Raw genomic sequence first — 20,914 nt, forward strand, 5'->3', positions numbered from 1 at the left:
CACTGGCGTCTTCCGCTGCGACATTCTGCTCGCGCCTTTTTTGCCTAGATGACCACAAACTCCCCTGCCCCCCAGTTCTTCCCGTCCGGATTCGTGCCCACTGAAGAACAGGCCCGGATCCAGACCTCGCGCAGCCGGACCAGCCTGGTCATCGCCAACGCGGGCGCCGCCAAGACCACCACGCTGGCCCTGCGCATCGGCGAAGCGCTGACGCGCGGCCTGCCGCCTGAAGACATCCTGGCGCTGACGTTCACCGATGAAGCGCGCCAGGTGCTGCAAACGCGCCTGGTCGACGTCGGTATCGCCTACAACACGGCGCGGCGCGTCCCTGTGCAAACGGTTGAAGAGTATGCGCAGCGGGTATTGGCCAAGATCGAAGACGGCAAGCCCGAGGTGTTGCCGTCCACGCGCGAACAACAGGCCTACGCCTTGTACGCTCTGGAAAGCGTGGCGGCCAATAACCCGCAATATGCCGAGCTGCTGGATATCCGTACGCACAACACGGCCGTCAGCCAGTTTCTGGATAACCTGCTGAAGCTGAAAGCCACGATGCAGATCGCGCCGAATGACGAGGCCGATGCCGTGTCCATCGCCGAAAGCGCGGGCGTGACAATCACCGATTATCTGTGGGCCGTTGAATACGAAAAACAGCGCGTTGATGTGTTCGGTTATGTAGACGCACGGGGTTTTTTTGACGCCACGTACGATCTGGCCCGCCTGCTGCGCTCTTCTTCCGACCCGCGCGACGTGCTGGCCCCTTACAGGCTGGTGTTGTGTGACGAGCTGCACGACATCAACGAAGCGTCGTTCTGCATTATCGAAGCGCTGCTGAATGTGGACGTTACGTATTTTGTAGGCGTGGGCGATAAAGACCAGGTGATTTATTCACACCTGGGCGCGGATGAATCGTTCCTGCAAACTCGCATCCGTGCCAGCTTCCCGGATTGCGCAAACTACCCGCTGACGATGACGTACCGCCACGGCCCGCATCTGGCCTACGCGATGGAAGCGTTCAAGCAAAAGCCGGTGGATTCAAACCTGCCGCTGCGCACTGACATTCACGAGGCCGCGTACGCCGACACGCCGGGTGCGTGTGGCGACCAGGTCGTCAAGGCGATCCTGCAATGGAAGCAGGACCGCAAACCGCTGGACCAATGCTGCGTCCTGCTGCGCGACGCGCATCAATCCATCGAAATCGAAAACGCCTTGATGAACGCCGGCCTGCCCTACCGCACGCTGACGATGAAGAGCTACCTGCTGCGCGAAGAAATCCTGTTCCTGCGCGGCATGCTGGCCATCGCGCTGGACGACTTTCACCACGTGGCCGCGCCCACCACGCGCGAGGCCATCGTCGACGCGCTGACCACCTTTGCCGAAGTGCCGCTGACGCCGCAGGAACTGCGCGAAGCCCAGACCACGCTGGCCAACGAGCCGTCCGCGCTGAAGCACTTTTTCAGCGGCCAGATACAGCGCGTGGGCAGCCCCGCCGCCCGCGCCCGCATCACGGACGCGGTGGAACACCTGCGCGCCTTGCCCACCGACACCCCCGCCTACCTGGCGCTGGAGTCCGTGCGCGACGGGATGGACATGGAAAAGCTGGCCAGGCGCCTGTACGTGCACCCCTACGAAGCGTCCGTCGTTACGCGGTCGATCAACGGTTTCATCGCATCGGCCAAGGCGTCGGCCAAGACGCTGCGCGAGTTCTCGGAATGGATCGGCGCGGCGGAAGCCTTTGTCGGCGCGCGGCCCGGCAAGAACACGGTGCAGATGGATTGCATCGTCAACGTCAAGGGCAAGGAATTCGAACACGTCGTCCTGCCCTTCATGGACGCCGACGCATTCCCCGACCCGCTGCGCCAACGCCGCGAAGAAGAGAACCTGTTTTACGTCGCGGCAACACGAACCAAGTCGCGCCTGACCTTGATATCGACGCAAGACGCCACGCGCCGCAGCGCGTTCATCGACCAGATGCAACTGGCCGCCACGCAAAAGCGCGCGGACACCGCGCTACGCCGAAACATGGCCGCGCCGGTGCAAGCGGTGGGCCACCGGGATTTGAAAGTGGCCTACGCGAACCGGGACGTGGTCAAGGCGCTGGGCGCGCAATGGGACAAGACCCGCAAGGTTTGGTATGTGCCCAGCGGGATGGACTTGGGGCCGTTTCGGGAATGGCTGGCGTAACGTCGGGTTAATAACCGCAACAGGGCCGCCACGAAAGCCAGTTTATGATGGCACCGTAGTGAGCACGCCCAAATGCGTTACTCTCCCCTCCCCAATCTATTCCGCAAGGAGCCTCCACATGGCACAAGCCTCCGCCCGTCACATCCTCGTTTCCACCGAAGACAAGTGCAACGAACTCAAGACCGCCATTGAAAACGGCGCTGACTTTGCTCAAGTCGCCAAGGAAAACTCCAGCTGCCCGTCGAGCCGTGACGGTGGCAACCTGGGCACGTTTGGCCCGGGCCAGATGGTCAAGGAATTCGATACCGTCGTGTTCAGCGCCCCGGTCGGCGTGGTGCAAGGTCCGGTGAAGACGCAGTTCGGTTATCACCTGGTTGAAGTGACCAGCCGCCAGGACTAAGTCCCGCCGCTGCACGATAAAAAGCCGCCGCCAGGGGAAACCCGGCGGCGGCTTTTTTTATGCGTCAGGCGCAAATGCGGGCACGCCCGCCAGAATCAATCTTTACCCGTCATCACCCGATGCGCCAGGGCGTCGGCGTCCAGGCCGGCGATGTCGCGTTCGATCACTTTGACGCCACCTTTCAAAATGGCGACACGATCGGCCAGCGCGACCACGTCGGCCATGTTGTGGCTGATCAGGATCACCGTGCGCCCTTCTTCGCGCAGCTTGCGCACCAGGTTCAGGACCAAGGCGGTTTCCTTGACGCCCAGGGCGGCGGTGGGCTCGTCCATGATGACGACGCGCGCGTCCCAGCGCAGGGCGCGGGCGATGGCGACGGCCTGGCGTTGGCCGCCCGACATGCGTTCAACGGGGCGGTCCATGTCGTCGATGGGCACCGACAGGCGCTGGAGATAGCCGCGCGCCTGCTCGGCCATGCGGCGCTTGTCCAGCACGGGCAGCGGGCCGACGCGGCGGACCAGCTCGGCCCCCATGAAGACGTTTTCCCAGATGGACAGGCGCGGCGCCAGGGCCAGGTCCTGGTAGATAGTGGCAATGCCCTGGACCAACGCATCGTGCGGCGAGCGGAAGGCGACGGCGCGGCCGTTCAGGCTGAGTTCGCCGCCCGTGGGTTCCTGCGCGCCCGAGATGATGCGGATCAAAGTGGATTTGCCCGCGCCGTTGTCGCCGCAAATGGCCATGACCTTGCCTTCGGGTACGTCCAGGTCCACGCCTTTCAGGGCCTCGACCGCGCCGTACGATTTGCGGATCTGGCGTAGCGACAAGGCGGCGGTGATGGGGGGCATGCTGGCTGGGGTCATCGGGGTCATGCTGACTGGGATTACACGCTGGCCCGCATTCACTTCGCGGCGGGTTGCAGGAACTTCTGCACGTTGGACGCATCGACCAACACCGAATCCATGAACAGGTATGGCCCGGAGGCCACCGTTTCCTTGGGCTCTTTCTTGACCACGATGCGGTCGATGGATTCGATGGCGCTGGTGCCCAGCTGTTCGAACGGAATCATCATCGTGGCGGTGATCAGGCTGTTGGGGTCGGCGATGCGGCGATAGGTTTCGGGCCCGCCGTCCACCGACACCAGCGTGATGTCGCCCTTCTTCATGCCTTGCGATTGCAGCAGGTCGTCGATGACGTAGGCTTGCCCGTCAAACGATGCCCACACGCCCTTGAACTGACCTTGATGGCGCAGGAACAGCGCCTGCATGCCGTTGCGCACATCGTCGCGCCAGCTTTGCGTGCGGGCCATGCTGAACTTGGCCAGATCCTTGACGGCGGTGTTCTCCGTCAGCACCGCGTCCAGCATCTTGCCGCGAATGCGCGTGCCCGAGTTGCCATCAAAGCGCGCCGACAAAATGTTGCCCTGATAGCCCATCTTGCCCAGCAGGTACAAGACCGACTGCGCGCCCGTGGCGTATTCGTTGACTTCCACGTCGAACAGCATGTGCGGGCTGGCGCCGGACATCACGCCCACCACGGGAATGCCTTTCTCTTTGGCGGCCTGCAACTGCGCGTCGGTTTCCACCGGCTTGCCCATCGCCACGACGATGGCATCGACCTTCTTGTTGACCAGCGTGTCCAGCTGTTCGGCCAGCTTGGGCAACGAGCCCTCGGCGTTCAGTTGCGTGACCGTCCAGCCCTTGGCGCGCGCGGCCTGGGCGGCGGCATTGGCCACGCGGGCGTGCGTCTCGGACGACATCTGGAACGCGACAATGCCGACGTCAAAGGCGTGGGCGGCGCTGGCGGCTAACGCTTGCGCGGCGAAGGCGCCCGCCAGCAACGTGCGCTTGATCAATGTCTTCATGATGGTTTCCCCTTCGGATCAGAATTTGAAAGCCGCTTTCTTCAGCACGGCCGATGACACCGCGACGGATGCAATCATGATGAATCCCAGCACGATGTCCTGCACGTAGTACGGCGCGCCCATCAGCACCAGGCCGTTGCCCAGCACCTTCAGGATCAACGCGGCCACCAGCGTGCCGCCGATGTTGGCGTGGCCGGGGTTGAACATCGTCATGCCCAGCAGCACGGCGGCGATGGCATACAGGAAGTAGTCGCCGGCCATGTTGGGCGCGGCGGACGACAGGCTGGATGTCAGCAGCACGGCGGCGACGCCGGCGCACAGGCCGGACAACGCCAGCCCGATGCTTTTCATGGCGCGGATGTTGATGCCGGCCAGGCGCGCGGATTCGCCGGCCTCGCCCGTGGCCGTCATGCGTGCGCCGGTGCGCGTCCACTTGATGAGGAAATACGCGACCAGCACGATGCCCAGCATCCACAGCACCAGCGCCGGGATGCCGAAGGGCTTGGCGCGGGCCAGGTCGGTAAAGGCAGTGGGCCAGCGGCCTACGTACGACACGCCGTCGGTCAGCATGAAGGCGAAGCCGCGCGCCATGGCGGCCATGCCCAGCGTGGCGATCAGCGATGGCACGCGCAGCCGCGTCACCGCGATGCCGTTGGCCAGGCCGCACAGCAGGCCGACGCCCAGGCCCGCCGCAATCGCGACGATCACCGGTTGGCCGGTATGGACCAGCGCACCGGTGACGACGGCGGCCAGGCTGGCGACGTCGGCCACCGACAAGTCCAGTTCTGCCGTCACCAGCGCCAGCGTGAAGCCGATGGCGATGATGGCCAGGAAGCTGGTTTCCTTGGCGATGTTCAACAGGTTGTTAGGCGCCGCGAAATTAGGGGCGGCGATTGCGAAGAAGCCCACCAGGACCAATCCCGCGATTGCCGTGCCGTACTTTTCCAGGATGCCGCGCATCGACTCAACCCTTGCTGCGTTGGTATTTGTTGTAGTGCAAGGGTTATCCACCGCCTGCCGGGCGTACGCGCCCTGATGGCGTAGCAGTTTATACCCGGGCAGCCCCGCGCAGGGCGGCTTTGCGGCGTCGTCGCACTTAGGGTTTTTACGGCAGGCGCAGTGAGGCCAAGGCGTGCGAGACCGGCGTCAAGGCGATTTCGGCAGCGCGAAATTGCGCATACAACCGGTGATAGGCGTTGCGTCGGGTGGCGTCGGGATCGTAGCGGTGCGCGGGGCGTGCCAGGGTGGCCTGGGCTTGCGCGAAGCTGCCGTAGCGGCCAAGCGCGGCCCAGGCGGCAGCCGCCGCGCCGATGACGCCCGGCTGGTCCGCGTGCCCCACCACGACGGGGCGTTCGCAGATATCGGCCTTGACCTGGCACCAGTGCGGGTTGGACGCCGCGCCGCCACCGAAGCGGATTTCTGCAACCGGCTTACCCAGTGCGGCTTCGGCGCGTTGCAACACCGTGCGGTTCAAGAAGGCCACGCCTTCCAGCACCGCCCATGCCAGGTCGCCGGGGCCGTGCCGGCGGTTCAGGCCGATGAAGGCGCCGCGCAATTGGGGGTCCCAGTAAGGCACACGCTCGCCTTGAAGGTAGGGCAGGAACAGTGCGGGCTGCGGGTCGCGCGGCGCGTTAAGCAAGGCGTTCATGGCGTGGCTGACGGCGGACATGTCGCCGGCCCGCGAGTCGCCAAACCGGGCCACCCCGCCCAGCAAGGGCAACAGCCAGGCGATGGTGTCGGCGCCGTTCTGGCCCGGTCCGCCGATCTGGTGGTTGCCGTTGCCCCAGTTCACCGTCATCAGCCCCTCGGCCAGCACCGGCTCGGCGCCGACCGCGCCAAAGACTTCGGTAGTGCCCGAGATGTTGTAAGCGTAGCCGGGCCGCAACGCCCCCAACCCGGCCACGGCGGCCCAGGTGTCGTTCGAGCAGGCGACCACGCCGCGGCCTGCAAGACGGGCCAGCGAACCCGGCAGGCCGGGTTGCACCGGGCCGACGATGGCAAGGGGGTCGAGCAAAGGCGGCACCCAGCCGGGATCGGCGCCGACCGCAGTCAGCAGGTCGGGGGCCGGGCCTTGCGGCCGCGCCGCCGCCGCCAGTCTTGCCATGGACACGGTGTCGCTGGCGGCATGGCCGGTCAGGCGGAAGTTCAGGTAGTCCTTCGGTTCCAGCACGACACGCACGCGTGCGGCGTGTTGCGGTTCGACGCGCAGCAGCCAGGCCACGCGCGCCCACGGGTGAAACGCGTTGATCTGCGGGGCCTCGGGGTGGTCGGCGGGCATCGCGGCCAGCCATTGCGCCACCTCCCCCGCCGTGCGCGTGTCGCGCCATGTGATGGCGGGACGCACGGGCGCGCCCTGGGCATCCACGAATACCTGCGTGCGGGTGACGCCGCAGATCGCGAGGGCGGCGATGGCGTCAAAGTCGGCGCCCGCCTGCCGCGCCAGGGTGTCGGACAGCACTTGCAGCCCGCGCCACCACTCGTCGGCATCGATCTCGTCCCAGCCGGCTTGCAAGCCGGTGCCCGCCGGGCTGTCGATGGCGCAGGCGTGGGCGATGCCTCCCGCCTCATCCACCAGCGCGGCCCGGAAGCGGGTGCCGCCCAGGTCCACGGCAAGAACGTAGCGCGGGCGGGCGGGGCCGGAAGATTGGGGGTCGGTCGGTGGGCGGCGGGACATAGCGGCAGATTGTATTTCAGGGGGGTCGCGCCTGACCGCGTGGATGACACCAAGATCACGCTGCGCCGCAGCACCGGAAACCGTATCAATTGATAATTTCTGTTCAGGTGACAAGGCCGGATCCCTGCGACAGAATGGGCCGCACCCGGAGGAGACAGCCGGGGCCACGATAAAACATCACACGTCCAAGCCCCATGAAAAAATCCAGGGACAACGTCGCATTCTGACGACGGCATGGCATCCAAACCAAAACCCCAGGCGGGAGACAAATCATGAAAAGAACCTTGAACGCGGCGGTTGCGTCGGCACTGCTGGCCTTTGGCGGCGCGGCCGTGGCCGATGACGGCGTGATCCGCATCGGCTTCATCACCGATATGTCGGGCCTGTCAGCCGATGCCGACGGCCCGGGCGGGGCCGAAGCCATCAAGATGGCGGTGGCGGACATGGGCGGCGAAGTGGCCGGCAAGAAGATCGAAGTGCTGGTTGCCGACCATCAAAACCGGGCCGACATTGCGTCGTCTCGCGCGCGCGAATGGCTGGATCAGAAAGGCGTGGACATGCTGATCGCGGGCGCCAATTCCGCCGCCGCGCTGGCCATGGCAAAGGTGGCCGAAGAAAAGAAGACGCCGTTTTTCGTGGTCAGCGCGGGCGCCTCGGAACTGACCAATGCGCAATGCACGCCGTACACGGTGCACTACGTTTACGACACGGTGTCGCTGTCGCGCGGCACGGCGCGCGCGATGCTTAAAGAAGGCAACAAGGACTGGTACTTCCTGACGGTGGACCACGCCTTTGGCCACGCGCTGGAGCGCGATGCGTCGGCCGTGGTGCAGGCAAACGGCGGCCAGGTAAAGGGCCGTGTGCGCCATCCGCTGAACACATCGGATTTCTCTTCCTACATCTTGCAGGCGCAGGCGTCGGGCGCCACGGTGCTGGGCCTGGCCAACTCGGCCGCCGACACCAGCAACGCCGTGAAGGCCGCCGCCGAATTCGGCCTGACGCCGAAGATGAAAATTGCCGGCCTGCTGGTGCTGATCACCGACATCCACGCGCTGGGCCTGGCCGCCGGGCAAGACATGTACCTGACCACCGCCTGGTACTGGGACCAGGACGACGCATCCCGCAAATGGGCCGCGCGCTTTGAAGAGCGCATGAAAAAGAAGCCGTCGATGCTGCAAGCGGGCGATTACTCGGTCACCACCACCTACTTGAACGCGGTGAAAGCCACCGGCACGACGGACGGCGAAGCCATCATGAAGTGGGTCAAGAGCAACCCGGTAAACGATTTCTTTGTGAAGAACGCGACGGTGCGCGCTGACGGCCTGCTGGTGCACGACATGTATTTGATGCAGGTGAAAAAGCCGGCCGAATCGAAGGGGCCTTGGGACTATTACAAGCTGGTCGCGAAGATTCCGGGTGATGAGATCTATACCTCGCCGAAGGAATCCAAGTGCCGCTTGATGACGCAATGATCCGATGACGCAATGACGCAACGACGCATACGGGCAAACCCATAACGCCTTCCAGGAAACCCGCATGACCCCGCAAGACTTGACCGCCCTGCCCGTGGACCTGAGCGGTGCCTTTGCGCACGCCCTATGCCGCGTCCAAATAGGGCTTGGTCGAGTTGACGCGATCGCTGGCGGTGGAGTTGGGCAGTTACGGCATCTGCGCCGGCGTGGCCGATCGCCGGCTGCGTCAGGCTCATGACCCGCGCGGCCTGGCGCGTCGAGCCGGTCATGACAACCGTGTAGAAGATGCGCAGATCGTGGATGTTGAAGTTGCGCTTCATGCCGCTAGCGCGCCACGCGTTCGATTTCCGGTGTGACCCACTTGCCGTCCAACAGCGCCGGCTTGGGCCAGTAATAGCGCATCGTCACCATGAACGGGCCGTCCGGCGCCGGCAGCCAATTTGATTCGCGGCCCTTGCCCGGGGACTGCGCCTGGATGTGAATGGTGACCCCGCCATCCGCGTCTTTTTTCAGCGACGGCAGCATGGAGGAATTGATCAGGTAGCGGCCCAGCGGATTGGGCGCCAGCAATTGCTCGGGCAGGCGATACAGGGTCATGGACCAGAATGCGTTGACCGGCGGCAGGCTGCGCGGCGCGAAGCGCATGGTGTAGGCGTACCTGCCGTCCAGCTCTTGCCCACGGCTGTCTTTTTCAAGCACGGGGTACAGCGCTTCTTCGCGGCTATTGGCGCCGATGCCGATCTGCGTGCCGGTAGCGCGCGACAGGTAATCGTTCTTGAGCTTGGCGCGATCGCCAAACAGCGTATCGGTCTTGCCGGCCAGCGCCGCGCGGTTCTTGTCGATGTCGTTCTGCGCGGTGTGCATGCCCTCTTGCAGGGCGCGGCGCAGGCGCGGGTCCAGCTTGTCGACCGGGTACGGCTGGCCCGGCTTGATGCCGATGCTTGCCAGGCGTTCGCGCAACCATTTTTCGGTGGGGTGCGTGGGGGCAAACTGAAGCAGGAAGGCCAGCTGGTGATAGAACTCAAGCGAGGTGCGCATCTCGTGCGGCGGCACGGGGGCAATCCACTCGATCGGGGCCGGCGCGGGCGGCGGCGCGGTGCGCGTGTACGCGGACAGCGGCTGCACCTTGTAGCGCGCCTGGATGCGCTTGACGTTGTCCAGGTCGGCCGGGTTGAACAGCTGCGTGCGCCCCACCAGGCTGACCAGTTCCGTTTCTGACTTGATGACCCGCGTGATGCCCTTGGGCGTCTTGCCCTGCCAGCGCGGCCCCGCCACCAGGAAGTGGCCGCCGCCGTTGCCGGTTTCGCGGCTGCCGATATAGGCGAAGTTATACGTGTACAGGTCCATCAGTTGCAGGACGAAGTACCGCCGCTTCTCCATGGGCGGCACGCTGATGGCCACGGGTTCGGCGCGCAGGTCCAGCATCGCGAAGGAATACGGCGTATCGGAATTCGGCGTGACGAACGCGGTGTCGTCGGGCGTGAAGACGCGCGCGATGTTGATGATGGTGTTGGGCGGCCCCTTGTACTGGGGGTTGGTCTTGTCCAGGTTGAAGGCGTACAGGGTCTGGTAGCTGGCGACCATGGGTGTGCCGTACAGATACGCTTCGCTGGCGATGCTGCGCGCCTGCTGCGCGGTGACGCCGTGAATGCCGACGGACTGCGAACCCGTTGCCTCGTCCGGAGACGTGAAGCTGCACCCGGCTACGCCAGCGGCCAGCATCAAGATGGCAAGCCCGCCCAAAACGGGGTGCCGGGCCGGTGACGACAAGCCGGTGCTACTCTGGCGATCACGCATACATTTGCTCCAACACATTCTGATGTTGGCAACGCCCTGTTGGCGGCAGCGTCGCGGGCAAGGACTGCAATTCCCGGGGGATTCTGGCATATTTCCCGTCAATCAAGAAGGCTCGGCCAACCGCGGCCACAGCGCGGTCAGCCCCCACCCACACCGCAACAACCATCCCTTGCATGCCCACCACCCCGACACACCCCGACGCCCTCTTGCCCATTGACGCCAACGTGCGCGCATCGTCGTACTTCGTTCTGCGGGCAACGCACGCCTGCCGCCACTGCCGGCACGCCACCCCGGTTTACGCGCTGGCGTTGCCGGCGGGGCACGAAAGCACAGAGGCCGAGACCGAGTTGGACGACGATGGCGAGAGCCGGGGCCTGGACCCGGGCGCGTTTCACGATTGGCTGTTCAGCCCGCCAACCTGGCAACGCGTACCCGGCCCGGCGCTGATCTCGCAAGTGGGAATATTGGCGGCGGACGTGGCGGCGCACTTGCGCCAGGCGGCCCCGGCGCTACGCCCGGACCCGGACGGCCAGGGTCAATGGACCAATTTTTGCGAGCATTGCGGCCACGCGATATGGGAGGGCGATTTGTACCCAACCGTGGGCCAGGCCTTTTGCCCGAAGGACGATGCCGCTGCCACACAGACCTTGGTACAGACCGTGCACGCGCCCTTCGCGGCTTACGCGTCGATGATCTGGTCGGACGGCTATCGCAACAAATGGCCGCTGTTCAAGCGGCTGGGCGTAGCGTGCGGCGAGGCGGATTGAATCAGCGTCGGGCCACGCAGGTCGGGTCGCGCAGGCCGCGCCACGTCAGGTCGGGCCGCGTCAGGCCGGGCCGCGCAGGCCGGGCCGCGTCAGGCCGGGCCGCGCAGGCCCGGCGGGCCGGCCGACCTTCAGCGTTCAGGCATCCACGGCCTGCTCGCGTTCCGCCACGTCTTCAAGCTGATGCGTGGCAATTGCCACGATGGCGCTTTCGGTCGCGCGGGCATCGGTGCTCAGGTGCTGGATCAGGTCCAGCGTGGTGGACCGGCGCGTCAGCATCAGGCAGGTCACCTCGGCATCAACCACGCGGGTTGCATGCCAGCAGCCCGGCCGCATGCAGATGCCCTGCCCTTGCGGCACAAGAAAGGCGGCCAGCGTCGTCAGGTCGGGGCTGCCGTCGGCATTGCTGCTGGCCACCACCTGGATGATCGTGCCGGTCAGCGGCACGATGGCCTGTTGCGTCAGCAGATGCTTTTCCAGGCTGGCGATGTCGGTCGCGCGGCTTCGGTAATTTACCCACAGCACTTCGGCGTCGCCGCCCGCGCCCGTGTTGAAGACATGTTCCTGCCAGAAGTCCGTGGCGGCGTTCGAGAACAGCGGCACCCCGTTGCCGTCCGGAATCGGCTTGCCCAGCATCCAGCCATAAGGCGTGAACGCTTGCGGCGTCAGGTCATTGACTTCCAACTGCGTGTTGCTTGTCATGCGGAACCCTGTGTTGGCTTGGGCGGCGTGCCGCGTTTGGGAAATTCAGCGGCGTAATCGAAATCGCCGCGCGCAATGGCTTCGATGATCGCGGCGCGCCGGTCGGCGGCGCGTTTCAGGTTGGCGGCCGTGGGCTTGACGCGGATGCGTTCCACGCAATGCCGGCCGTCGTAGTAGAAGCCGATCTCGATGGACGATTCCGACGCGGGCCGGACGCCTTCGAACCCCTGGCTCATCGCCTTTCCCGTGATGGTTGCTGTTGGGCCACATGATAAACGCTACGCGATGACGAAAAAAAGGCGCAGCGCGCCTTCGGTGAAACCAAGCCGCGATGACGCACCGGTGCGCCGATGCGCCGGTGCGCCGATGCGCCGGTGCGCCGATGCGCCGGTGCGCCGGTGCGCCGGTGCGCCGACGCGCCATCGCGGCGACCTGCTTAGCTTTCCAGCGGTTTGCGCCAGTCGTCCGACGCTTCGGTGCCGGCAATTTCGTGCGTCCACGTGATCTTGCGGTACGCCATGGCTACCTTGATCAACTGCGTGAAGTCCGACTTGCTGGGGTCTTGCGCGTGCGGCAACACACTCGTGATGTCCACGATGGTGGCGTCTTCCAGAGCCGTCGTGAAGAAGTGTTCCTGCTTGCCGTCGATGGACGTGCGATACCACTTCACTTCAACTTCGGGCAGCATTTCGCCCGAGGCCAGCGCGTGATACAGCAAGGGCGTGGCCTTGTTCAGCGCGCTGGTGAAGATGAACGGCTTGTGCACGCGCTGGCCCGAAGGCTGGCCGCTTTGCGGGTCGGTCGGGGTGTTGACGCGGTGTTCGATTTCCTGGACCAGGATCTGGTCTTCGTGGCCTTCGACGTACACGTTGCCGACCGAATCCGCGGTGAAGGCGCCTTCGGTGATGTTGCCCTGGGTTTTGCCGGAAATGCTGATATAGGCGGGAGTAGGCATGTCGATTCCTAAGTCGTCGTAGTGGGTGGCCATGGTGGCCGGATGCCTCCCGAAGGAGGCGCTACGTAGGGCTAACGCAACATCCATGCCAAGGCGTGAATTAAAAAGCTATTCGCAATGGAATCAAAGACTTGGGATGGATTTACGATAAGTACGACGCGCCGCTTCCCCCTTGTTGCCCGTGGTTTCTCGGCTTTTCCGGGGCGATACGGGCCAGAACTGGCTCGCCAGAAAATAAAGGCTTATAGATCAACGCGTTGCAGCGGGTCAGATTTGGCCTGATCGAGTCAGATCTGGCCCAGCTCGGTACCATGGCTGTTCGACGCTGTTGGCACGACTTTGTCTTCCTGCCCCGCCCCGCTACCAAGGACGCCCCACATGACTACCAATTTGTCATCGCATTACGTCTTGCTGGATGCCGCCGGCACCGCGACAACCGTGAACGGCGGCGACGCGTTCTGGTCGCAGTCGCCTGACGAGCTGGACCGTTTCGGCCGTGGCTGGCTGGTGTCGGAATACACCTTCACCAAGGACTGGCCGCAATGGGAGATGCACCCCGAAGCCGACGAGATCGTCCGCCTGATGGCGGGCGCGGCCGAGCTGCATCTGGAATGGCCCACCGGCGTGCAAGTGGTAAAGATGCTGGCCGACGATGCCTATGTCATACCGAAGGGCGCCTGGCATACCGTCAAGGTGATGGAACCCTGTCGCATGTTGCACATCACCATGGGCGCGGGCACACAGCACCGGCCGGTCTAGCGCACAACCCTACAACCGGGAAATCAAGGCCAAGGCGAACCGCCGCCGACACGGCACCGACTTGCCACCGAATGGCCATGGGATTGCCACCCATTAACGCTTCGTTTTCTATCGTTACATTTACCCCTTCATTGCCTGCTACTGCTGGTTACAGTGCTGCCTTCGCATATTTTGGCAAGGCTCCCCGACCATGTGGCACGTCCGGCTTGGCTTCCCCTTTTTCGCGGCGCTTGTCCGCGCCTTCGCATGATGCGCGCCGCGATCAAGCCGCTGGCCCTGGCCCTGGCCTTGGCCCTGCCGACACTGCCCGTGACCGCGCGCGCGGAGTCCTGGCTGGACCAGTGCACCACCTCTTACTACGGACAGGGCTCGGACCCGGTCTGCCATCAGCCTTTCAGCGAAGGGCTGGCGGCTGTGCTGACGGGATCGCGCAGCGACGAGGCCGGCGCCTGGGGCTATATCGACAAGCAAGGACGCATGGCCATCGCGCCTGCCTATCGGTACGTCATGCCGTTTCAGAACGGCGTGGCCGCCGCCAGCCAAGGCGAGTTGTGGGGCTATATCGACCCCAAGGGCCAGTGGGTTATCAAGCCGCGCTATACCAACGCCACGGGGTTCAATGCCGAAGGCACCGCGCTGGTTGAAGAAGACGAGCGGGACGTCCTGATCGACCGTCAGGGCAAGGTCGTCAAGACCTTTCCGCTGGGCACGCGCACATGGGGTTTCATGCCCGGCCAGAAGCTGGCATCGATAGAAATGCCCACGCCGCCGCGCCTGATCAACACCACGACGGGCGCGGCCGCCGAGCTGCCCGAAGGCGTGATGATGCTGGCCGCGCCGTCGGCCGGATACCTGCCCGCGCAGGTACGAGGGTCGCGCTATTCCGGGTGGTGGGGCTTGCTGGACGCGCAGGGCCGCTGGGCCGTGACGCCGCAGGTGCTGCGTTCGCGCGAAGCGCCCATGCGCGACGGCGACGTCGTGGCCGTACGCCGCGATGAAAAGTGGACGTTCGTGAACCCGCGCGGTGAAGCCATTTCGTCCGCCGCCTACGAACGCGTGCAATGGCTCGCGCCCGGCGTGTGGCTGGTGGCCAGCGAAGACGGCAAGTCGACGTTGCTGGACGGCCGCCTCAAGCCGACGCATGCGTTCACCACGTCGTACATGGGTGTGCAGCAGCGCGATGGCTGGCGCTATCTGTCCGACGCATCGACCACGCTGTTGATCAGCCCCGCCGGAACGATGCAGAAGCTGGCGATACGCGACGGCCGCGTCGACATCGTGCAAGGCCGCGCGTGGGTCTATGGCATGCCGGCCGATGGCGCGCCGCGCGCGGATGGCGCCGGCGACGCCGCAGCGGGCGACGCCGCAGCAAGCGACGCCGCAAAGGAAGCCGCGCCCGTTGCCGTGGAAGCCTCGGACGGTAACGTCGATATCGCGGCCGACGCAGTAGCGGTGGATGCGGCGGACAATGCGGCCGCCGCTGCGGCAGGAGCCTCCGACGCGTCCAAGCCCGGCACGGACGCGGTGGCGGCGGTCGGTACCGCGGCGGTCGATACCGCGGCGGTCGATACCGCGGCGGTCGACACCACCGCAGCCGACACCGCCACCGTCGTCACCGACGTCGCGGAAACCGCCGGCGCGGATCAAGCCGCGGCCGGGGCCGAAGTGGCCGACACCATCAGCTCGGACGACGCCGCCTCGTACTCGGCTACGGTCGCCAGCGCCGACGGGTCGCTGGTGCAGGTCTACGCGGCCGACGGCAAACCTTTGCTGGATTCAGACACTGCCCAGCGCCTGCGCGGCTATGACGTCAGCGAGTTTTCACCTCGCAAGACCGCCCCGCGCACGCCGGGCAACGCGACCATGCCGCTGGCGCTGCTGCGCGCCCTCAACGGCGACCGGCCGCTGGCCATCCTGACCGCCACCGGCAAGATCGTGTCGAACCCGCAATGGGAAAACATCGACACCTATAACGTGACGATGCCGCTGGTGGTGCGCGCAAAGGGCGACAAGGTGGGCGCCATCGACGGCCAGGGCAAATGGGCGGTGCCCCCGGAATACAGCGAATTGCGGCCGTTCAACGGCCCCTACACCTGGGCGCGCACGCCCGACATGCTGCGTCGCGACGCCATCCTGATCGATGCGCAGGGCAAACCCACGCGCGTGCCGGACGAGGTGGGCGCGGCAGCCTCCGACCTGGACGGCGATCTGCTGGTCTACCGCGCCGCCGACGATAACCGCGAGCGCCGTTGGGGCCTGTGGAACGTGCGCTTGAACGCGCCCGCCCTGAAGCCCGACTACGAACGCATCGAGGAATTCGACGACGACTGGGTCCGCGTCCAGGACAAGGACCGATGGGGCGTCGTCAACCGGCAGGGCCAGTGGGTCGTGCCGGCCAAGCACGACAGTGCCTACGGCATGGAATATCTGGGCAACGGCGTCATGCTGGTGAGCGAACCCGAAGGCAAGGGCCTGGCCGGCCGCTACGGCGACAGCCCGTACCGCATGGTCAACCTGCGCACCGGCAAGCACAGCGACATCATCTACGGCAAGCCCGACAAGCTGGCCGAAGGCCGCTACATCGGTCAACTGGCCGACGGCAGCGCCGTGCTGTTTGACGCGCAAGGCCGTGCCACCAAGATTTCCGACGGCCGTCCCGAAAGCAAAGAGCAGCACGGTGAATGGCTGATCGTGCGCCAGGACGAACGCGAAGGCGCCATCGACGCGCGCGGCAACCTGCAAGTGCCCGCGCTGTATGGCGAATTCAACCCCTTCTTCGTGCAGCCCGAGGGCCTGGCGCGCGTCAACCAGGGGTCCGGCTATCGCGTCATCGACCAGCAGGGCAAGACAGTGCTGGAAAAGCGCGGCGACGGCTTCCCGCTGGCGTCCATGCGGCGCGTGCTGTTCACCGACGACAGCTCGTCCACCACGGTGTTGACGGACCTGCAAGGCCGCGAAGTGGCGCGCCTGTCCGGCCGCTATCCGGTGGAATACCGCCACGCCAGCGAAGGCGTGGTGCCGTACAGCGAGAACTACGGCAAGTACGGCTTCCTGGACGCGGCGGGCAAGCGCGTCGTGGGCGCGCACTTCAGCGTGCTAGGCCCGTTGAAACACGGCCTGGCACGGGCGCAACGCCTGGACCGCACCGGCAAGCTGTATGGGTTCATCGACCTGAGCGGCCGCTACGCCATCCCGCCCGCCTACAACTGGGCGCAAGACTTCCAGGACGAACGCGCGATGGTGTTTCACGACCACCTGGTCGAATTCATCGACCCACGCGGCAAGACCACCACCACCTTTGGGGTGTTGTGCGACCAGATCGTGATTTTTGACGCGGAAGAAAACCAGAGCTGGCCGCGCGAAGCCCTGACCTGCTCCGATGCCAAGCGCATCGATCCCCCCGCCCTAGACTCCGCCAAAGCAGAATGACCATGACGTCACGCGTGATCCGCACCACCCGTATCGCCTGCGCGCTGGCCGCGCTGGGCGCATCCCTGTCCGCGCAGGCGCAGACGGGCCATGTGTTCTGCGTCGACGAAGCCCGCGCGCGCAACGACGCCGCCGTCGACGACATTTCCAATCACACGCCCTACACCAACGGCTGCATCCGCAATATGGCGGACGGACGCGCTGCCGTGCTGCTGCCGTCGGCGCTGGAACCCATGCGCCGCGTGCCGTCGGACGAGTCCTTGCGCCGCCATGCCTGGGGCTTTCTGGACCAGAACGGCCGGCTGGCGATCCGCCCGATTTTTGAATCCGTGCGCGACTTCCGCCACGGCCTGGCCGCCGTAACGTGGCAAGGCAAATGGGGCTTCATCAACCCGCAAGGCCGCATGGCCGTGGCGCCGCGCTACGACAGCGTGGGCGACTTTGCCCAAATCGGCCTGGCCGTGGCCACGCTGGACGGCCGGCACCTGTTCATCAACCGCCAAGGCGAACCGGTCGGCGATCCGCTGGACGCGGGCATCGACAGCCTGGAGCTGGCTGATGGCCTGCCCGCGCGCGCGGCCGTGGCCTTCAAGCCGGAATACCGCTCGCCCACCGGCGAACGCCGCTTCGCCGCGCCCGGCGTGGCGGTCAAGCAAGCCTATGGCCCGGACCTGTACATCGCCACCGACGGCGAGTATCGCCAGGGCCTGGTGGACCGCGATTGGAACTGGGTGGTCGAGCCCGTGTACCACGACATTTCCACCGACCGCGACGGCAGGCTGGCCGTGGCCGATGGCCCCGACGGCGTGGTGCTGCTGGGTACGGACGGCAAGGTGATCGGCGCGGACCAGCACTACGAATCGATGGGCCCCGTGGGGCGCAAATTCTGGAGCGCGCAGCTGGCCGGTCGCAAGGGCTATGCGCTGCTGGACGCCACCGGCCAGCTGGTCGCCACCCTGACCTCGGAGCAAGCGCATGCCTCGCAGCGCTTTCACGACACGATCGTGTACCCCTCGGGCGAGACGCTCATGGCGCTGGTGCCCGGCCAGGACAAGCCGCTGACGCTGGGCGCGGGCCTGTCGCCCAGCATCAATGAAGAAGGCTTCGTGCTGTTCAGAGGCGAGACGGGTGTGGGCCTGCTGACGCCCAAGGGCGCGTGGCTGCACGGCGAATCACCGCCCGCATGGCTGGCGGATGCCGGCGACATGGAAGTCCGCCAGGGCCGCCTGTGGATCAGGAGCCAGGAACGCGCGCTGCTCAATATCGTGGACGCCGACGGACACGCGTTACTCAAGCCCGAAGCCGTAGAAGCCACGCGGAACATGGAATTGAAGGCACTGTCCGTCAACGTGCCGGGCGCGCCGTTGGGCATGCTGGGCCAGTCGCATTGCCAGTGCGGCCCGGCAGGCGCCGGCTTGCTGCTGGCCGACGGCAGCCTCGTCACCGATGCCGCGTGGACGAGCCTGACACCGCTGGACGCAGACGACGAGCGGGGCGGCGATGCGCCGCTCTTGGACGAGGGCCTCAAGGCAGATCAACTGCGCTACGCCGCGACCACCGCGGACGGCATCCGTCTGCTGGACGCGCAGGGGCGCGTGATGGACCTGCCGCCCCAGCAACACATCGGCGCCTTCAACAACGGCTACGCGCTGGTGTACGCCAAGGGCGTGAACAAGATGATCGACCGCGCGGGCAAGCAGTACGACCTGCCCGCCGGCGTGTTCGATTCACAGGTGGTGGCGCCGGGCGTCATGCGCTATGTGAAGACCGCCAGCGCCGATGCTCCGTGGGGCCTGTACGACTTTGTGGCGGGCAAGGAATTGGCCGCGCCGGCGTTCCAGGAGATCGGCGTGTTCCAGCACGGACAGGCCGGCGCGTCGCTGGGCGCGGGCCGCGTGGGCGTGATCGACCTGCAAGGCAAGTGGATCGTGCCCGCGCGTCATCATGGCGTCGAGCGCGTCAACGACAAGCTGTGGAAGGTGATGCAGGCCGGCGGCCAGGACGAGGACTACGCCCGTCCCGTTGCGCTGTTCAACGACCAGGGCCGCGCGCTGACGCCCTTTATCAGCCGGCTGCAAATCGGCCGTGCGCAAGACGGCAGCGTGACGGCCGACAGCGATCAGCGCCGCTGGGTTTTTTCAGCAGATGGCACCCATGCGCTGGACCTGGAAGACGCGCTGTACACCCGGCTTGGCGACTGGCTGGAAATTCGCCGCGCGCCCCGCTATGGCTATCTGAACGATCAAGGCCAATGGCAGATCGCGCCTCGCGCCGGCGTCACGTCGATCTTCCAGGGCGCGCCCGCGCGCGCGCTGGCCGCCGATGACAGCGGCACCCGGCTGATCGATACAGCGGGCAAGACGGTGGCGACACTGCCCGCCGGCGAATGGGATTGGCCGCAAGGCTCGCCGCTTTTGCTGCGGCACTACGAGGTCAATGGCCGGTTGCGCACCGACTATGTCGAACCCGGCGGCAAGACGCGGTTGACGGCCGAAGGCGCAACGTCCGCGTTTTCGGAAGGCCAGGCGGTGTCGCTGCTGTCCACGCGCGCGATGCGTGCGCTGGACGCCAAGGGCGCGCTTACCGGCCCGGCATTCAACGCGTTGGGCACGCTGCGGGACGGCCTGGCCCCGGCCCTGGCCGATATGAACTTCGGCTTTGTCGACCGCCACGGCGAATTCGTGATCGCGCCCGACTACAGCGCGGTGACGCCGTTCCTGAACCAGCGCGCGGTGGTGTCCACGACCGAGGCGTCGGAAATCATCGACCCGGCCGGCCGCGCGCTGGCCCGCGTGCAGATGGTGTGCGGCGTGCGCACGCTGTACGGCAGCGCGGGGCAACGCTTGTGGCCGAACACGATGCCGGCGCGCTGCGACCGTTAGACCGTCAGACCGGACCGTTAGACCGTCAGGGCTGGAGCCCCACGCCTTGGCCCGCGGGCGGTTGGCGGCGCGGGCGTTGGACGCTTACTGCGCGTCCAACGCCAGATAACGCGCGGTCTGCACGATGGCCTCGCGTTCCTTGAAGCTGGTCAGGCGATCGGCCAGCGCGCTGCTGTCGCCCGTTTGCTTGATGGCCGCCAGCGTGGCCTGCATGGCGTGGATGGCCGCGCGTTGCAAGTCCGACGGAATGATGGCCAGGCGATAACCCATCGCCGCCAGATCGGGCAACGGCACCAGCGGCGTCTTGCCACCGTAGAACATGTTGATGAGCTTCAGGCCGGGCAGGCGGTCGGCAATGGCGCGGATCTGCGCCAGCGTTTCGGGCGCTTCCACGAAGATCATGTCGGCCCCGGCTTTCAGGTAGCGCTCCGCGCGCGCGATCGCGGCATCAAACCCTTCCACCGCGATGGCGTCCGTGCGCGCAATCACCAGCGTGTCGGCGTCGCTCAAGGTCTGCCGGGCAATGTGCACCTTGCGGCACATCTCGTCGGCGTCCACCAGGCTTTTATCGTCCAGGTGCCCGCAACGCTTGGGAAACGACTGGTCTTCGATATGAAACGCGGCCACGCCCGCGCGCTCCATGATGCGCACGGTGCGCTCCACATTCGCGGACCCGCCAAAGCCGGTGTCCGCGTCCGCCACCACCGGCAGCCCGCTGGCGTCGACGATCTTTTCCACGCGGTCCATCACTTCTGTAAAGCTCAGCAGGCCGATGTCCGGATATCCCGCCGCGCGGGCGATGGCGCCCCCGCTGGCATACACGGCGCCAAAGCCCGCCGCAGCGACCAGCCGCGCCGAGAGGCCGTCGTAGGCGCCGGGCGCGACCACGATGTCGTGGGCCAGTTGCTGGCGCAGCAGGGCGCCGGGTGTCAGGCAGGGGGTCGCGGAGCGTGTCATGGAAATCCTTGATCGGTGGGGCAATGTCCGCATGATCGGCCTGCGCGAATAGAATGTCCAATATATGGAATGTTGATAATC

Annotated in this window: 16 protein-coding genes; 7 read left to right on the forward strand and 9 right to left on the reverse strand. The window is 65.8% G+C overall.

Annotated elements, in window-relative coordinates; translation table 11 throughout:
* Nucleotides 1–93: 93 nt before the first annotated feature.
* Together DVB37_RS25160 and DVB37_RS25165 are read left to right on the forward strand one after the other, a co-directional pair.
* Entirely contained in the window at nt 94–2,181 is a 2,088-nt protein-coding gene (locus tag DVB37_RS25160; RefSeq protein ID WP_223264676.1) for an ATP-dependent helicase, read from the forward strand.
* 118 nt (nt 2,182–2,299) lie between these two features.
* A complete protein-coding gene (locus DVB37_RS25165) occupies nt 2,300–2,581 on the forward strand; it encodes a peptidylprolyl isomerase (RefSeq protein ID WP_104141761.1) in 282 nt (93 codons plus the stop codon).
* Nucleotides 2,582–2,676: 95 nt separating this feature from the next.
* Here the strand turns inward: DVB37_RS25165 and DVB37_RS25170 are convergent, their stop codons facing one another.
* The 4 genes from DVB37_RS25170 to DVB37_RS25185 form a co-directional block, all read right to left on the reverse strand.
* Nucleotides 2,677–3,417 (reverse strand): ATP-binding cassette domain-containing protein, encoded by a 741-nt coding sequence (locus DVB37_RS25170; protein WP_120157646.1) that lies wholly within the window; start codon nt 3,415–3,417, stop codon nt 2,677–2,679.
* A gap of 62 nt (nt 3,418–3,479) precedes the next feature.
* Nucleotides 3,480–4,442, reverse strand: coding sequence for a substrate-binding domain-containing protein (locus tag DVB37_RS25175; protein ID WP_120157086.1), 963 nt, complete (start codon nt 4,440–4,442; stop codon nt 3,480–3,482).
* Nucleotides 4,443–4,460: 18 nt separating this feature from the next.
* A complete protein-coding gene (locus DVB37_RS25180) occupies nt 4,461–5,402 on the reverse strand; it encodes an ABC transporter permease (RefSeq protein ID WP_104141759.1) in 942 nt (313 codons plus the stop codon).
* Nucleotides 5,403–5,547: 145 nt separating this feature from the next.
* Nucleotides 5,548–7,116 (reverse strand): FGGY-family carbohydrate kinase, encoded by a 1,569-nt coding sequence (locus DVB37_RS25185; protein ID WP_120157087.1) that lies wholly within the window; start codon nt 7,114–7,116, stop codon nt 5,548–5,550.
* Nucleotides 7,117–7,388: 272 nt separating this feature from the next.
* Between DVB37_RS25185 and DVB37_RS25190 the strand changes: the two genes are divergently transcribed.
* The gene (locus DVB37_RS25190; RefSeq protein WP_120157088.1) at nt 7,389–8,588 is read left to right on the forward strand and encodes an ABC transporter substrate-binding protein; all 1,200 of its coding nucleotides are present in this window, start codon (nt 7,389–7,391) and stop codon (nt 8,586–8,588) included.
* Between the two features lie 324 nt (nt 8,589–8,912).
* Here DVB37_RS25190 and DVB37_RS25200 read toward each other — a convergent pair whose 3' ends face one another.
* The gene (locus tag DVB37_RS25200; RefSeq protein WP_120157089.1) at nt 8,913–10,385 is read right to left on the reverse strand and encodes a DUF1254 domain-containing protein; all 1,473 of its coding nucleotides are present in this window, start codon (nt 10,383–10,385) and stop codon (nt 8,913–8,915) included.
* Between the two features lie 173 nt (nt 10,386–10,558).
* Between DVB37_RS25200 and DVB37_RS25205 the strand changes: the two genes are divergently transcribed.
* Entirely contained in the window at nt 10,559–11,152 is a 594-nt protein-coding gene (locus tag DVB37_RS25205; RefSeq protein WP_120157090.1) for a hypothetical protein, read from the forward strand.
* Nucleotides 11,153–11,287: 135 nt separating this feature from the next.
* Here DVB37_RS25205 and DVB37_RS25210 read toward each other — a convergent pair whose 3' ends face one another.
* The 3 genes from DVB37_RS25210 to DVB37_RS25220 form a co-directional block, all read right to left on the reverse strand.
* Nucleotides 11,288–11,851, reverse strand: coding sequence for an ureidoglycolate lyase (locus DVB37_RS25210; protein WP_046803331.1), 564 nt, complete (start codon nt 11,849–11,851; stop codon nt 11,288–11,290).
* Complete coding sequence (locus tag DVB37_RS25215) at nt 11,848–12,087, reverse strand: Arm DNA-binding domain-containing protein (RefSeq protein WP_120157091.1); 240 nt, start codon at nt 12,085–12,087, stop codon at nt 11,848–11,850. Before DVB37_RS25215 ends, DVB37_RS25210 begins: the two co-directional genes overlap by 4 nt.
* 200 nt (nt 12,088–12,287) lie before the next feature.
* Nucleotides 12,288–12,806, reverse strand: a complete 519-nt coding sequence (locus tag DVB37_RS25220; RefSeq protein ID WP_046803329.1) for an Hcp family type VI secretion system effector — start codon at nt 12,804–12,806, stop codon at nt 12,288–12,290.
* A 378-nt stretch (nt 12,807–13,184) separates the two neighbouring features.
* On the opposite strand from DVB37_RS25220, the gene DVB37_RS25225 reads away from it, so the two are divergent.
* The 3 genes from DVB37_RS25225 to DVB37_RS25235 all read left to right on the forward strand — a co-directional run bounded on the left by DVB37_RS25225 (nt 13,185) and on the right by DVB37_RS25235 (nt 19,876).
* Nucleotides 13,185–13,565, forward strand: coding sequence for a cupin domain-containing protein (locus DVB37_RS25225; RefSeq protein WP_120157092.1), 381 nt, complete (start codon nt 13,185–13,187; stop codon nt 13,563–13,565).
* 246 nt (nt 13,566–13,811) lie between these two features.
* Nucleotides 13,812–16,994, forward strand: a complete 3,183-nt coding sequence (locus DVB37_RS25230; RefSeq protein WP_120157093.1) for a WG repeat-containing protein — start codon at nt 13,812–13,814, stop codon at nt 16,992–16,994.
* 2 nt (nt 16,995–16,996) lie between these two features.
* On the forward strand, nt 16,997–19,876 hold the full coding sequence (locus DVB37_RS25235) for a WG repeat-containing protein (RefSeq protein WP_162941285.1): 2,880 nt from the start codon (nt 16,997–16,999) through the stop codon (nt 19,874–19,876).
* An 84-nt stretch (nt 19,877–19,960) separates the two neighbouring features.
* Here DVB37_RS25235 and DVB37_RS25240 read toward each other — a convergent pair whose 3' ends face one another.
* Complete coding sequence (locus DVB37_RS25240) at nt 19,961–20,833, reverse strand: oxaloacetate decarboxylase (protein ID WP_205571590.1); 873 nt, start codon at nt 20,831–20,833, stop codon at nt 19,961–19,963.
* Nucleotides 20,834–20,914: the final 81 nt, after the last annotated feature.

This window comes from Achromobacter sp. B7, from assembly GCF_003600685.1.
GTDB lineage: Bacteria > Pseudomonadota > Gammaproteobacteria > Burkholderiales > Burkholderiaceae_B > Achromobacter > Achromobacter spanius_B.